This window comes from Roseibium sp. ROS1, assembly GCF_054658215.1.
Window position 1 is genome coordinate 13993 of the sequence record NZ_BAAGIG010000007.1, and the last position, 14117, is coordinate 28109.

The following is a 14117-nucleotide window of genomic DNA, read 5'->3' on the forward strand; positions in this document are numbered from 1 at the left end:
GATTGGGTCGCGCACGCAACAAAGGTCCGACTTGAAGGCGCGAATCCGACCTTAGGTGCAAGATTTCGGAATGTCAGAAGAGAAGGACTGCAGGCACCGATCCCCTCCCCCTATCCTTGCCGCTCTTCCACCTCCTCCACCCGCCGCAGCCGATCGAGATGGGTCTCGCAGATCGACCGGATCAGATCGAGCCGCACCTGCGTGCGCTCACCGAGCCAGGCGCGCAAGCGCTGCTCGTCCCGGGGCCAGGCTTCGGCCAAGGGCGGGCACTGGCCCTCCGCCAGACCGCGCAGGAACTTGATGTTGTGCGCCGCCGGCGTGTAGTTGGTCAGAGTGAGCAGGACGCAGGTGTAAGCGTTTTCGACAGTCTGGTGAAGTTGGAAAGCGGCATTTTTGGAAAGGCCTTGTTGCAATCCAAAGCTAGACATTTTTTGGAAACTAAGTGCAGATTTAAACCGTTCCTCGAAATGCCCCTTCGCCACCTCGTAGCGTTCCCTGGCGGTGAGCGGCTGCGGCTCGGCCAGGGGCTCGTCGTCCAGCTCGTAGAGAACGATCCCCTCCTTGTGGATGTCGGAGAAGAAATACTGCCCCTGGAGCAGGACGATCGGACACACTATGCCCGTGTTCCCATCGGAGTGTACGCAAGCCCCTACGGGGAATCGGGCCGTTCGTAAGCGCTTCCATCAAGAGTGCGGCCCTTCTGTGTCGGGTCGCGCTTTTTTTGCTGGCCAACCACTGGTAGTGTTGTCTCCTTTCCTGCGAGAGGTAAGCGAATGCTGCATCATGTCGAAATCTATGTCTCCAACATCAGGGCTACATATGCGTTCTGGATCAAGATTCTGGCGCGGATCGGTTATAGGGAAACTTCCTCTTGGGAAGATGGCTTCACGCTCAGACGAAAAAGAGAAGCTTATCTTACATTTGTACAAGTATCGGACAAGCACAAGGATCATAAGTATCATCGAAGCGGGGTTGGCCTGAATCATATAGCTTTCAAGATACAGGAACGCGCCGACGTGGACGCTATGCGCCAATACTGTATCGAGAATTCTATTACCATACTCTACGATGATCGATACCCATTCGCCAGCGGCATTAAAGACTATTATGCTTTGTTCATCGAAGATCCAGATCGAATAAAGATCGAATTTGTTGCCGGTCACTGACGAGCAATTTCACAATATTTTCCAGTGTTAGCATGTGCGCATGAGGACGCAGTGAAGCCATGCGATTTGCTTCAAGGTTTGAGAGCGCCATCGCTTGTTCTCTCGTTCTTCTCACTCTTTCGCCGTTAGTCTCCTTCGCGGGGGGGCGACTGGTACGATGCGAGGAAAACCGGCGGGACGCTGACCGTGTATTCCGGGGGGGGGGGCGCCGTACAATCATGGAGCTCCTTTTCTGGAACTCCAAGAGCGCCGCATTTTCTCCGACGGCACTCTGGCGTTCAGAAGAACTCATCCGATAAAGGGCCTTCCAAGCGCCGACGAAGGCCCATTCATCACCACCGACCACAATGCTCTGTCCTGCGAAAGCTGTCATCTGCGCGACGGCAGAGGACTTTCGCAGACAGAGGTGTTTGCCGCGACCGGCTTTTCGGTCAAGGCATCTGATCGGACGACGGTGCCGCCAGTCTTCAGGAACGTAAGGGCCCGAAGCGGCGTCCAGCACCTTCAAAACGTGGAATGGGAAACGAAAAGGCGCGTACCGCTGGACGAGCGGGTCGTTGAGTTGATCGCTCCGGTGGCAATAGTCGATGGGAAAAAGAGGTCCGTTGATCTGCGCAACGCACCGGCGGTCTACGGCTTGGGTCTGCTTGAAGCCATTTCCGACACGGAGATCAGGACCATAGCGAGGAAACAGGAATTTCTGGAATTTGGAGTCAAAGGGATTGCTGGGACCGCCTGCGAACGGCTCATCAGCGAAACCTGTGACACGATCGGCCGGTTCGGATGGAAGGCAAGTGTCCCGGATCTGACTGCGCAGACACGCTCCGCACTTGCACGGGAACTCGGCATTCACGAGCCCGTCTCCGATTTGGCCGAAGCCGGCGCTGAGGCGGACTATGACCGTTTGGTGACGGAACTGGCGGAATATATGAAGATGCTGGCCGTGCCGGCGCGGCGGCCTGAAAGCGCTCCTGAGCACGCCAAAGGGGCTCGCCTTTTTGAAGATGTTGGTTGTGTCATGTGTCACAAGCCATCTTGGCGAACCAGTGAGGCGAGCGGCACGGACAAGCGGCTACGGGGGCAGCGAATATATCCATTCACCGACATGCTGCTCCATTACATGAGAGAAGGTTTGGCGGACAGCAATGGGGACAGGCTGAGCCGCTATTGGCGAACGCCGGCGCTTTGGGGCATCGGCATGCAAAGCACTGTTTCAGACAAAGCCGGCTACCTGCACGACGGGCGTGCGCGCGATTTCACAGAGGCGATCCTCTGGCACGGTGGGGAGGTCTCTTATGCCGTGTCCCGCTCCAAGGCGGCCCTTTCCGCGGCGGACCGGGCAAGCCTGATTAAGTTTCTCTCGTCACTGTGAGAGGTGCTGCCGGAACGAGCGAACCGGTTCCCCGCCGCTGCGGGCGTACCAAACCAAATCGCGACCTGGAGCAAGATCGTGCAAGATCCAAACAAACGCTTCCGATTTCGTCAGACGTCAATGTGCTTGGCAAAAGCCATCGGTTTTTGCCTATTGTCGATTGTTTTGCCGGACTTCGGCCTGGCCCAGGATGTCTCCTACTATGCAAGGAACCCCTCGGGATATGGCCCGTCTCTTGTTTTTGAGTTCAATGGCCGTATCTGGCTCCAGGAGCAAGGACGGCATGCGCGCCGTGTAACGGACGGTCAGGCGGACGAGGCATCCCCGATGTTCTCTCCGGATGGAAAACATGTTGCATTTACCGCCTTGGACGGAAACGCGGCGGAGATATTCCTCACAACTCCCGGCACAGGGGACATTGTCCGCCTCACCTACGATGGCGGACCCGATGCACAGGTTGAGGGATGGCTGGGAAGCTCCGAAGTGCTTTATTCAACGACAATTATGTCGAAGAAGCGCGGACCGCTGCTGTTCGTCATCGACATAGAGACACGCAAGATCAGGCCTGTTCCCTTGGCCGAGGCATCGGAGGGATGTCTCTTCAAGGGGAGTTTCATATTCGTCAAGAATGAGAAACTGGTCGACAAGAACAGGCTGTACCGGGGTGGCTACGCGCAATCGATCTACAAAATTCCCGCCAACATCCTGAGCGAAAGCACATCCGGCGCTGCGATGCCTGGGATCGGGTCCGTCCACCTGACCTCATCCTATCTGGGGATCAGCCGCCAGCCTTTGTGCGCACCCGATCGCATCTACTTTCTGTCGGACCGGAGCGGCTGAAGTGGTCCCAGTATTCCGGACAGCTTAGCGGCTTTTCCAAGTTGTATCCGGGTTGGGTTTCATGCTGCTAATTTCTCGTCTCGACGAGCCCAGTATGCCTCTCTTGGCGTTCTGCGCTCAAGGGCGGAATGGGGCCGCTCAGTGTTGTACAACTCGACGACGGAACACCCACGGGACCGGTGATGAGCGCGAGCTTCTTTATCCTTGGCATCCCTGGGCGGGGCAGCAGGTTCATATCCATGAGGTAATCGAGAAGGCCGGCGTGACGGTCTTCCGTTGCAGTCTTTCCGGTCAGGCGTCGGATCGATTGCTGGAAGCTCCGACCTGGATGTTCGACCGGACCGCCTGCACGAACTGGCATGTGACGGCCGCGCCGCATGTCAATTTCACGGCCCTTCGCGCCCTGGCCGAGCTTCTCCGGGACATAGGTACGCATTCGCAGGAGATGGGCGCAGCATTGGTTTCTCACGACACGAATCGGGGAGAAGTCCATGCCGCGCCAGCCGAAGACATACCAATTCGATCTGTTCTCGACACCGAACGATGCCGAGATAGGGCAGACGCCGCATTGGCAGGCGCTGCCCGCCGAGACGCGTCAATCCGTGACGAGGCTGATGACCCGCCTGATCCTGAACCACATCGACGGCGAGCGCGTCGTACAGCGGGAGGGCACGGATCATGATGCATGAGAAGATCGGGCCGCACCATCTGGAGCGCAAAGCCATCCTGTATGTCCGGCAGTCGTCTGCTCATCAGGTTCTGTACAACCGCGAGAGCAGCACGCTTCAATATGCGATGCGTGATCGCCTGACGGCGCTCGGCTGGTCCCGCATTGAAACGATCGATGACGATCTTGGTCGTTCTGCCGCCGGCGGCGTCGCACGCGCCGGTTTCGACCGGATGGTCGCCGAGGTCTGCCTTGGCAAGATCGGCGCGGTCGCCGCGCGGGAAGTGTCTCGGTTTGCTCGCAACAGCCGCGACTGGCAGCAACTCATCGAGATGTGCCGGGTGGTCGACACGGTACTGATTGACCAGGAGACGGTCTATGCGCCGCGCCAGGGTAATGACCGTCTGCTTTTGGGGCTGAAGGGAAGCCTCAATGAGTATGAACTCGATCTCTTGCGCCAGCGTTCGCTGTCGGCCCGCTACGAGAAGGCCAAGCGCGGCGAACTCATCGTCGCTGCGCCCGTCGGCTTCGCGAAGGTTGGCGATCGCCTTGAGAAGGATCCGGATCGGCGTGTTCAGGAATCTATCACCTTGGTGTTCGACAAGGTCGCGGAACTTGGCAGCGCTCGTCAGGCTTTGATGTGGTTCCTCGAGCATGGCCTCGATTTGCCGGCCAAACGCAACAATGGTGATGTGGTCTGGCGCAGGCCTAACTACGCGACCATCCACCGGATGATCGAGAACCCGGTCTACGGTGGCGCCTACGCTTATGGTAAGACACGAGCTGCGCCGGGATTTGGGTCAACAGCCACTCGATCGGGTATCCGCCGCAAGGCGCGCGAGGAATGGCTTGTGCTGATCCCGGATGCCCATGAGGGCTATGTCAGTTGGGAAAGAGCTGAGGCGATCCGTAAGATGGTCAGCGACAATGTACCCTCGAGCAGGCACCACGGAGCACCCAAGCATGGCGATGCACTGTTGGCCGGGCTCGTTCGCTGCCAGCGCTGCGGCCGCAAGCTCACGGTGCGATACACGGGCACAAAGCACAACATTCCGCGTTATTCCTGCTGGCGGGGTCTGCTCGACAATGGCGAACCGCGCTGCATCGCCTTTGGCGGACTGCGTGTTGACGACGCGATTGAGGAAGCACTGCTAGGTGTCGTTGAGCCGGGTGCGATCGCTGCGGCCGCTGAGGCTGAGGCGCAGGCTGCCGGTCGACGCGACCAGGTCCGGGACGCTCTCGATCGCGATCTGCAAGCTGCCCGCTACGCTGCTGAGCGGGCCTTCCGGCAATATGACGCTTCCGATCCCGAGAACCGGCTGGTCGCTGCGGAGCTGGAATCCCGTTGGAACCAGGCGCTCATCCGTGTCGGGGAAATCGAGAGCAAGATCGCCGCGCATGATACCGCGACGCCGAGGCCATCACCTGTGTTGGAAACGGATATCACGGCACTGGCGGCAGACCTTCAGGCTGTCTGGTCGGCACCGACGACTGATGCCATGCTTAAGAAGCGTATCGTGCGCACCGTGATCCAGGAAGTGGTTGCCGATATCGACGACGACGCCTCAGAGATCGTTCTCGCGATCCATTGGATTGGGGGCGCCCATACCGAATTGCGCCTGCCGAAGCGGCGGCGGGGGCAACGAAACAGTACCTCCAGCGACATAATTGCAGCCATGCGGCAACTGGTACTGATTGCCAGCGACGATGTGATCGCCGGCATTCTCAACCGGAACGGCTTGGTGACCGGGCATGGCAATCGCTGGACACGCGAGCGGGTCACCGCGCACAGATCGCATCACAAAATCCCAGTCTTCCGAGCAGCGCCGGACGGGAACGAGCCTTGGCTTAATCTGAATAAGGCGGCACGCTTGCTCGGTGTCGCACCGAAAACCCTCAGGCTGGCCGCCGAAGCTGGCGAGATCGAGGGCGTTCATCCTCTGCCGGACGGTCCGTGGATCTTCAGTCGAGCAGAACTGAGAAAGCCCCGAGCCCAGCAGATCGGTCGTCGCGCAAGAAAGAACCCCAAATACCCCGCGGGATCGCATCCCGATCAGCAAAACCTATTCACTTCAACGACATAGACAGATGGGTGTTATGAAACAGGATTGTAGAAGGTTATCCAGTCGCCGATGACGCGATGCGCCTTGAAGCCATCGGTCAGTTCTTCGAGATAGATCTCTTCCTGCTTCAATGACCGCCACAGGCGCTCGATGAAGATGTTGTCCATGCAGCGACCGCGCCCGTCCATCGAGACGCGTATCCCGGCCTCGGTCAGTGTCGTGATCCAAGCCGATCCAGTGAACTGGCTTCCCTGATCCGTATTCATGATCTCGGGCGCGTCGAAGCAGACAATGGCTTCCTTCAGCGCCTCGACGAAGAAGTCGGCATGCATCGTATTCGATAACCGCCTGCTCAACACCTTGCGCGTCGCCCAGTCCATGATCGCCACGAGATAGGGAAAGCCGTGACGCACCGGCACGAAGGTGATGTCGGCACACCAGACCTGGTTGGGCCGATCGATGATCATGTTCCGCAGCAGATAGGGATAGACCGGGTGCTGCGGATGTGGCTGGCTGGTGTTCGACCGTTTGTAGATCGCCTCAAGGCCCATGATCCGCATCAGACGGCGGACACGATGCCTGCCGGCGCGAATGCCGTCCCGGCGCAGATAGGCCGCGATCTGGCGGCTGCCGAAGAATGGAAACTTCGTGAACACCCGATCGATCTGCTTCACAAGCGCCAGCGTCGCCGCATCAACGCCGATCGGTGTGTAGTAAAACGCCGCCCGGCAGAGCTGCACGAGCTTACATTGCTGGCTGATGCTCAGCTCCGGGTGGTCGCGGCGGATCATCGATTTCTTCTTGGCAGGGCTCATCGCTTGAGCCCTTGAGACAAAAAATCGTTCTCGACCGCAAGCCTCCCGATCTTGGCGTGAAGCTCCTTCACCTCCGCCTCGCTTGGGCCTTCAGCCTTGCCGCCGCGGGAAAAAAACTTCAGCCATACCTTCAACCACCTGCCGCTTCCACGTGCTCACCTGGTTCGGATGAACCTTATGCTTTGCAGCGATCTCCTGGATCGTGCGGTCGCCCCTCAACGCTTCAACCGCAATCTGTGCCTTGAACTGATCTGAAAACTTCCAGCGTTTCGCCATCGCGTATCCCTCCAAAAAGGTTCGGGATACACCTTAGCCGACCGTCCGAATTTCCAGGACCACTTCAGTATGCGGCTACCAAAGCAGTCAGCGCCACGATCACCGCGGTCAAAAATCCGAGAAATTTAAGAAACCAATGCTGGTCGCCGTTTTGTCGGCTTGATCCCTCCTCTTGATTTGCCACACATTGCACCCTTTAATGGTATTTATTAAATATGCAACCTATCATGAAAAAAGTTTATGATAAAGGACATTATCATATATAGTTAAGGCGTGCAGACCAGCTCTTAATGTCGACCTGTTGCAACGCCCGATCGGCGCTTCAGCGCCCTCAAGTCGGTGGTCCGCAGGATTTCAGCGCTATCTGCAAAACAGGTGTTCGTTGTGGGTCGAATAAATGCCCGTGCAGGGCGGGAAGCGGAAATTTGCTGCGCTGCGCACGAATATCCGAAGCGGGATAATTGTTGGTGAGCTCAGTCCGGGGCCAGAGCCTTGGCAATCACTTCTACATTTCCATTTCCCGCGCCAGAAGATATTTTTCGAATACCAGCCTGGCACTTTTGATGGCGGGTCCCGCAACTTCATGGTCAGCTTCGAACTGTGCCAACCATCGCTGGTATTTCCGCCAATAGTCATCCTCGTTACCTTGACGAATGAAATTCATCGGCAGACTGTTCAGTCCTGCAATGGCGAGTTTTCTTGCGATCAAAATTCCTCCAAGCCTGGATCCTTCGAGGACATACATGACACCTGCTATCGACCCTCTTTCCATTGCAATAGGAATATCCATCGGCTCTGGGACAGTTTTGCGCATTGATCGGAGGTCATTCAGCAGGGCATTTGAACGAAAGCGGGCGCTCCAGCCATCGATAGACCGATAAACAGCAGAATTTGCCAGTTGCCTTTCGATTTCTGGCAACACCCTGGCATGCATCGCCAGAAATCTCGTGTAGTCATCACGGTTGGCGAAATTGCCATTCGCGAAACTGTCATCCAGCTTTTGATGAAGCTGGCCAGTTTCCTGGCGCAAAAGTCCAAGCAAGTTCACGGATTATTATTTCCCGACAATTTTATTAAATTTTTCACCATGTTGGCTCTTCACTAAAATGAGATAACCAAAGGCCGACCGGCGAGTTGGGTTTGTGAAACAAAGGAAATCAACAAAATGCCCATACTCATTCTTGAAGACGACCCCTTCATTTCGATAGACGCCTGCGAGGCAACATCCGGCCTCGGTCACGAGTGCCTTTCAGCCCATGATCGTGCTACAGCGCTTCGAATAATTCAGACCCAGGGGTGTGAATGCGCACTTCTCGATTTCGACCTGAACGGTAACAACAGCATCGCAGTGGCAAAACTGCTCGAAACAAGCCACACTCCCTACTGTTTTGTCACGGGACGCAGCATTGAAGAAATCGTAGACGCTAGTGGCCTGCAGGCTGCTGTATACACTAAACCAGTCGACTACGGCGTAATTGCCCGCACCCTGATCAGTTCCAAATGATCATGCCGCATGGTGAATGGCTTTGCGTAGAGTTTCCTTGTCATAGGGTTTGGTAATCACGATAGCTGTCTCATCCATATCGATCAGTGGCTGCGCATCGCCATAGCCGGATGCGAATATGAACGGAATACCGGAAGCGTTCAGTTTTCGAGCCACTTCAAGACTGGTTTCACGTCCGAGATTCACGTCCAGAATGCCGAACTGCGGCTGGTTGTTCTCGATCTCCTCCAAAGCTGTGGCGACATCGGCGCAAACACGAACGTTCTTGGCTCCCAGCTCCAGCAACACGCCCTCCGTATCCATGGCGATGATCATGTTGTCCTCGACCAACAGGAAGCTCGCTGGAAAGGCGGCCGGCACACCGTCCCGACCGCAGTCTTGAATTGCTATCGGTTCGTTATCGCTTTGATCGGTTTGTGGTAACGGCTGATCATCGATGAAGCGGGAGATGTGAATTCCCGGAATCCAGAAATGTGCTTTCACCCCGCTCAAATCGTAGCTGACCTTGCTTTCACCATGCAGTTCGAAGGGAATTGAACGCTCGGTTATGGTCGAGCCGAACCCTCTGCGTTTGGGCGCCTGAACAGCGGGCCCATCCAGTTCACGCCAGTTCAGATCGAGCGAATCGTCGTCACGCTGTTCGAACGATAGCTCCACGCGCCCGCGCCGATCGGATAGTGATCCGTACTTGGCGGAATTGGTGATCATTTCATGCATCACAAGTGCAAGCGTAGAGTAAGCGACCGGTAGAATTTCGACATCCGGCCCTGAGATTATCACCCTGTCCGACTTGTCGCTCAAATATGCCTGCGCTTCGGTCGTGATCAATGCCTTGAGTGATGCCGCAGACCAGTTCTGCTTGGTGATCTGGTCATGCGCCCGGGCCAGTGAGTGAATACGGCTTTCCAGTACGTCCGCGAATTCCGAGATCGACGCGTCGTTCTTTGAGGTCTGCGAGATGAGGCCTCGCACAAGCCCCAGGATGTTGCGGACGCGGTGATTGAGTTCTGCGATGAGCAATTCCTGCTTTTCGTTGGCACGTTCGCGCTCGGCGGCGGCTTCATCCGCCATCCGCAGCACCACTTCCAGTACAGTGACCCTGAATTGTTCGGCGGCTGTGATCTCTGCTCGCGTCCATTCCTCGGACTGCCCCTCGACCAGAGATCGCCACGCCTCGAAACTTTTCCTCGGCGTCAGGCGAATCCCGTTCGGTCCAGGCGTCACGGGCTTTTCTGGATTACCTGCCCATTTCACGCGCCGCACCACTTCCGGACGGAAAAACAGAATGTAGTCGCGCGGTGTCTTCGAGATGGGGATGGACAGCATGCCTGCTGCCCGGGCCACGAAATCGGCGGCTTCAGGCAGAAAGCTCGCCAACTCGCTCGTGCAGTGAATTTCACCTGCAGGCATTGCATTCAGGCGCTTTGCCAGCAATTTTATTTCTTCGAGGCTGGGTGTCTGACCTGCAGTTTCGACTGATCCATTACTGACAACGGCCAAACCTTCAGCCGTCATCAGTTGCATGACCACGTCCTGCTGATCGAGCACGACCGAGGCGATATCGCCGGTCGTAGCTGCGGACCGTGAGAAATTGTTGATCAGCTCACCCGCCATGTTCGCATATTGGTTGTCTTCGGTAGTGAGCTTTCCTCCGATGATCAGCGAAAGCATCTGTGCGAACAGGACAAGCGCATTGCGCTGCGCCTGCGGCAGGTGTTTCGGCACGCGGTGGTGGCAGGCGATCAGCCCCCAAAGCCGTCCTTCGAGAACCAGCGAGATGGAAAGGGAAGCCGCCACACCCATGTTGCGGAGATACTCAAGATGTATCGGCGACACACTCCGCAGGACTGAGTTCGAGAGGTCAATCAAGTCTTCTTCATGTGAAGGCACCGGCAGGATTGGCGAGCCATCCGACGAGCTGTCGTCGATCGAACGGACGGGGCTTCGGACATAAAGCGCGCGGGCCTGCTTGGGAATATCGCTTGCCGGGTAGCGCAGGCCAAGGAAAGATTCCATCCCTACCGAAAGGGCCTCCGCCCTTACTTCTCCCGTATCGTTGGATCTGAAGACATAGGCCATGACCCGGTCATATCCCGTCAGGGCTGCACTGAATCTTGTGGCGAATTTGAGGATCGCATCGACATCGGACATGCCCGAAATTCTCTGGATTGCCTGCTGTACCGCAGCGACATGCCGATCCGTGTCCTCCCGCGAAAAAGCCGGTTCGAATTCGAGGATGATTTTCTTGCCGGAGATATGAACGCTCACGTCAAAGCGCTGTCCATCTCTCGAATGGCTCAACGCTACATTCGCAACGACATCGGGCAGCGAACCTGAGCCTTGATGTTGAAGGCGGTTTCGAAGCTTGTGAACCGTTTCCGGATCGATCAGATCCGTGACAGGCGAGCCGATCAAACGGTTGGCGTTAACGTTGAGAAATTCGCTGACGTTTTGCGAAACGTTGGCGACCAGCCAGTCGGAAGTCGCGGCGACAAGAAAACCGAAGGATTGAACCTTGCCCAGAAGGTGGATCGGTTCGCGATCGCAGTTCGATACATCAACCGGTTCTGCGGTCGGTTGCTCCGCCTCCATCCCATACACTCCCGGATTCAAAAAATTGATCTAAATCATGATTCCGCGAGGGGAAATGATTCCTAAGTGGCATGGCAGCGAAATTACCAGATTGTCGGGCTGCTGCAATTAAATTTGACATGTCGGGAGCCTAGACATGTTTGGGGGCAGCGTTGGCGACCACGGCGGAAGCATTCGAGAGCAGTGAGATTTTACAGCATCACAGCAGCAGAGAGTGCCGTTGGCGCGAAGCTGACTTTCATAATGGTGTAGTCGAGCGGCAGTAAAGCGCCGTTTGTGTCGACCCGGCATCTGCCGAAGCCAGGATAGGCACGCTGCAACGCCGCTTGGAGCGCAAAGCGACCTACACCGCGCGTTGCACGAACGTTGGATTTGGATGCCGAACCGATCGCACCTAGCGACCTCCCAGTTCAACACGCGGCGCATACGCATCATCAAAATAGCCGTCCGTGTCGTCGAGATGAAGACTCAGAGCCTGTTGAGTCTGCCGAAATCCTGCGCCGATCAAACCGTCTTGCCTACCGTAGAGGGCCCCATTCCCCGGTTCGAGGCAGTGCCGACTGGGCACCAACACCCTAAACATACCCGCCGACAGGAACCTGCACACCTCACCTACCAGAACAACGGATCAAATCCGGTACTGAACAACACGTGCTAAAAACACTGCACCTACGATCAGATCAAAGTTTCAGGCCGACAAACGCCCATCACCGCGCATTATGCAAACCAGAACGCTCTGCTTTCCTATCGGAAATGACCTTGCGACGCTTGTACCCGCCCAATTTAGGCATTTTCGATACCGGCACCGATGTAAGCGAGACTTGGCCAGTGTACAGTACTTTAAGCTGATCTTTCAGGCGTTTCAGATGGCTTTCGGAAATCGAAGCGGCATCGTTCCGAAGCACGAAGACTAGCTCCAGGACACCAATATCCCTTTCTACAAGCCGGTACTGGTCCAATCCTCCGGACGTGTCGGTGAAGATCTCGTCGATTGCGTTCAACAAGCTCGCGCTCGGTATTTCCGTTCCATCGGGTTTCAGAAAACTGTCGTCCTTCCGGCCTAGCACCTCCGAAAATCCTGGAGTTTTCTGCCCGCATTTGCAGTTGCAGCCGATATCGTCCCACTTGGCAATATCTCCCTGATTGTAGCGAATGACTGGCATGACCAGGTTTCTGAAGTCCGTCACGACTGTCTCTCCCCAGTCCCCATCTCCAACCAGCTCCAAGTAAACACCATCGGAGTTGATATGATATCGGCCATGGCCGCATTCGCAGGCGATGATGCCAGCTTCGCAGGAAGAGTAGTCGTCAAGAATGGGAAGCCCGTATTTTTCCGAGTAAAAAGCTCTTTCCTCCCGCGAACTGGTTTCCGAGTTGGTGACGATCAGTTCGACTCCGGCATTGCGCATCTCCTCTGCAATGGGAAGAAGATGCTTCAGGTAGCTTGCAAGCATGCAGAACACTTGAGGACGCAACTTGCGCAAATGTTGTACTAGTTCATCCAGGTCAACTGCCTCATGCAACGTGAAAGTGGGATAGAGGCCATTCAGCGAGGAAACCCAGCCCCGTGACATGTGCAGATTGTAGATCCAGCGTTTAGGGTCCGACCTTCCTTTGAGCATAATGTTGAACTGCCGGTAGTATTCGAAGGACTCCCGCTGAACGCTCTCACGCCCGTAAAGGATCTGGAGCGACTTTCCGCTTGAGCCGGAAGTGCTGGTCAGAAAGTGCTCGCGGGGATCGCTTATCGCGGATGTCCTTTCGGCCAAGTCGACCTGCGAGAGAATCTGCTTGTTGATGATCGGCAGGTACTTCAGATCATCAAGCGTCCGCAAATCGCCGCTTTTGTATCCGACTTTCTTGTAGAGGTCGCGATAAAATGGGACATGTTCAAAGGCATATTCGACAACCGAAATCGTATTGCGTGTCTGTACAGCCGTTATTTCTTCGATCGGTGAATACGGAAATTTCTTAAAGTCTTCGCCTTCGCGTTCCCATCTAGCAGTCGTGTCGTTCAACAGATCATCTGTCTCGAAAACATCGTCTGGCACCTCGTCGCAATATTTCCTGATAGTGGGAATATCGAAGTGGAAGTCTTTGCACATGAACATGATTTCTACCCTTGAAAGATTTCAAATTCGCAGTCCAGCAAAAGCGGTCTGTCGATGCCGGTCTAAACGCTTCCCAGGAAGTCGCTTTGGCGCGGCGAGACCGATACTTGGTGGGCCGGTGGTGGCCTATTTTCAAAACATCGCGAAAGCTCTGACAGGGCTTCCGTCGCCATTCTCAATTCGGAGTGGAACACCGCAGAAGAAAAATTTTCGAGGCAAAAGACCAGTGTTTGCAAGCCTTTCGTAAACAACGAGATCAAGGTTCAGCAGTTCCTTCTCGATTGCAAGATCAAGCTCGTATTTCAGCGAAAGTCCGACAAAGCTGGGTCGCGTCTCCCGAAGCCAGGAAAGTTCGGCCCATGAAATATTCTGGTCTCGGAAAACAATCCCGCACTGGGTTCGACGCCGGGAATGACCTGCGGCTACATTGCCTTCAAACAGGGTGGCAGGGCCCATAAATGAGGCGATCGGGTATTCGTCGAGCGTCCGTCCGTTCCGAACGCCATGGCTCTGTGCGTTGACATGCGTACCGTCATGCGTGGACACGTGGAGCCGCTTCATGTTCCAGCCGTCTCTGCCGAACTCATTCACCTGCTCGATTTCAGGCTGTCGGTCGCCTCGGAACATCGGCATGTCCGCCGAAATTGACAAGGAGAGATCGAGTATATTCATTTTCCTACCGCCCTAGATAACCCGTCTCGTGGTTCGTTT

13 protein-coding genes and 1 pseudogene are annotated in these 14117 nt (G+C 55.9%); 6 read left to right on the forward strand and 8 right to left on the reverse strand.

Annotated features, from left to right (window positions below; all coding sequences use genetic code 11):
- Window positions 1-110: 110 nt before the first annotated feature.
- The gene (locus ACYQ6M_RS28550) at window positions 111-614 is read right to left on the reverse strand and encodes a HEPN domain-containing protein (protein ID WP_460077171.1); all 504 of its coding nucleotides are present in this window, start codon (window positions 612-614) and stop codon (window positions 111-113) included.
- 159 nt (window positions 615-773) lie between these two features.
- Here ACYQ6M_RS28550 and ACYQ6M_RS28555 point away from each other — a divergent pair, with 159 nt between their 5' ends.
- The 5 genes from ACYQ6M_RS28555 (at window position 774) to ACYQ6M_RS28575 (ending at window position 6129) form a co-directional block, all read left to right on the forward strand.
- Window positions 774-1166, forward strand: a complete 393-nt coding sequence (locus tag ACYQ6M_RS28555) for a VOC family protein (protein WP_460077173.1) — start codon at window positions 774-776, stop codon at window positions 1164-1166.
- Between the two features lie 406 nt (window positions 1167-1572).
- The gene (locus ACYQ6M_RS28560) at window positions 1573-2538 is read left to right on the forward strand and encodes a di-heme oxidoredictase family protein (RefSeq protein WP_460077175.1); all 966 of its coding nucleotides are present in this window, start codon (window positions 1573-1575) and stop codon (window positions 2536-2538) included.
- 153 nt (window positions 2539-2691) lie between these two features.
- A complete protein-coding gene (locus ACYQ6M_RS28565) occupies window positions 2692-3378 on the forward strand; it encodes a hypothetical protein (protein WP_460077176.1) in 687 nt (228 codons plus the stop codon).
- Window positions 3379-3869: 491 nt separating this feature from the next.
- Window positions 3870-4067, forward strand: a complete 198-nt coding sequence (locus ACYQ6M_RS28570; protein WP_460077178.1) for a hypothetical protein — start codon at window positions 3870-3872, stop codon at window positions 4065-4067.
- Entirely contained in the window at window positions 4057-6129 is a 2073-nt protein-coding gene (locus tag ACYQ6M_RS28575; protein WP_460077180.1) for a recombinase family protein, read from the forward strand. The genes ACYQ6M_RS28570 and ACYQ6M_RS28575 overlap by 11 nt, the downstream gene beginning before the upstream one ends.
- 11 nt (window positions 6130-6140) lie before the next feature.
- Here ACYQ6M_RS28575 and ACYQ6M_RS28580 read toward each other — a convergent pair whose 3' ends face one another.
- The 3 genes from ACYQ6M_RS28580 to ACYQ6M_RS28590 form a co-directional block, all read right to left on the reverse strand.
- Window positions 6141-6923: an IS3 family transposase gene (locus tag ACYQ6M_RS28580; RefSeq protein ID WP_460077182.1), complete on the reverse strand. Its 783-nt coding sequence runs from the start codon at window positions 6921-6923 to the stop codon at window positions 6141-6143.
- A gap of 90 nt (window positions 6924-7013) precedes the next feature.
- Window positions 7014-7199 carry a transposase gene (locus ACYQ6M_RS28585; protein ID WP_460077183.1) on the reverse strand — a complete coding sequence of 62 codons (186 nt, stop codon included), beginning with the start codon at window positions 7197-7199 and terminating at the stop codon, window positions 7014-7016.
- A 505-nt stretch (window positions 7200-7704) separates the two neighbouring features.
- Window positions 7705-8247 carry a biliverdin-producing heme oxygenase gene (locus ACYQ6M_RS28590; RefSeq protein WP_460077185.1) on the reverse strand — a complete coding sequence of 181 codons (543 nt, stop codon included), beginning with the start codon at window positions 8245-8247 and terminating at the stop codon, window positions 7705-7707.
- A gap of 117 nt (window positions 8248-8364) precedes the next feature.
- Between ACYQ6M_RS28590 and ACYQ6M_RS28595 the strand changes: the two genes are divergently transcribed.
- A complete protein-coding gene (locus tag ACYQ6M_RS28595) occupies window positions 8365-8703 on the forward strand; it encodes a hypothetical protein (RefSeq protein WP_460077187.1) in 339 nt (112 codons plus the stop codon).
- Here ACYQ6M_RS28595 and ACYQ6M_RS28600 read toward each other — a convergent pair whose 3' ends face one another.
- From ACYQ6M_RS28600 to ACYQ6M_RS28615, 4 genes and pseudogenes are all read right to left on the reverse strand, one after another.
- Entirely contained in the window at window positions 8704-10854 is a 2151-nt protein-coding gene (locus tag ACYQ6M_RS28600) for an HWE histidine kinase domain-containing protein (RefSeq protein ID WP_460077306.1), read from the reverse strand.
- Window positions 10855-10932: 78 nt separating this feature from the next.
- Window positions 10933-11295 (reverse strand): annotated as a pseudogene (locus ACYQ6M_RS28605) (HWE histidine kinase domain-containing protein); the annotation flags it as partial.
- Window positions 11296-12002: 707 nt separating this feature from the next.
- Entirely contained in the window at window positions 12003-13400 is a 1398-nt protein-coding gene (locus ACYQ6M_RS28610) for a phenylacetate--CoA ligase family protein (protein WP_460077188.1), read from the reverse strand.
- Window positions 13401-13538: 138 nt separating this feature from the next.
- Window positions 13539-14078 carry a cyclase family protein gene (locus ACYQ6M_RS28615; protein ID WP_460077190.1) on the reverse strand — a complete coding sequence of 180 codons (540 nt, stop codon included), beginning with the start codon at window positions 14076-14078 and terminating at the stop codon, window positions 13539-13541.
- Window positions 14079-14117 lie beyond the last annotated feature (39 nt).

Coding starts and splice junctions, on each gene's coding strand:
- ACYQ6M_RS28555 (WP_460077173.1), top strand. CDS start 774: ATGCTGCATCATGTCGAAATCTATGTCTCCAACATCAGGGCTACATAT.
- ACYQ6M_RS28570 (WP_460077178.1), top strand. CDS start 3,870: ATGCCGCGCCAGCCGAAGACATACCAATTCGATCTGTTCTCGACACCG.
- ACYQ6M_RS28575 (WP_460077180.1), top strand. CDS start 4,057: ATGATGCATGAGAAGATCGGGCCGCACCATCTGGAGCGCAAAGCCATC.
- ACYQ6M_RS28580 (WP_460077182.1), bottom strand. CDS start 6,923: ATGAGCCCTGCCAAGAAGAAATCGATGATCCGCCGCGACCACCCGGAG.
- ACYQ6M_RS28585 (WP_460077183.1), bottom strand. CDS start 7,199: ATGGCGAAACGCTGGAAGTTTTCAGATCAGTTCAAGGCACAGATTGCG.
- ACYQ6M_RS28595 (WP_460077187.1), top strand. CDS start 8,365: ATGCCCATACTCATTCTTGAAGACGACCCCTTCATTTCGATAGACGCC.
- ACYQ6M_RS28600 (WP_460077306.1), bottom strand. CDS start 10,854: ATGTCCGATGTCGATGCGATCCTCAAATTCGCCACAAGATTCAGTGCA.
- ACYQ6M_RS28610 (WP_460077188.1), bottom strand. CDS start 13,400: ATGTGCAAAGACTTCCACTTCGATATTCCCACTATCAGGAAATATTGC.
- ACYQ6M_RS28615 (WP_460077190.1), bottom strand. CDS start 14,078: ATGAATATACTCGATCTCTCCTTGTCAATTTCGGCGGACATGCCGATG.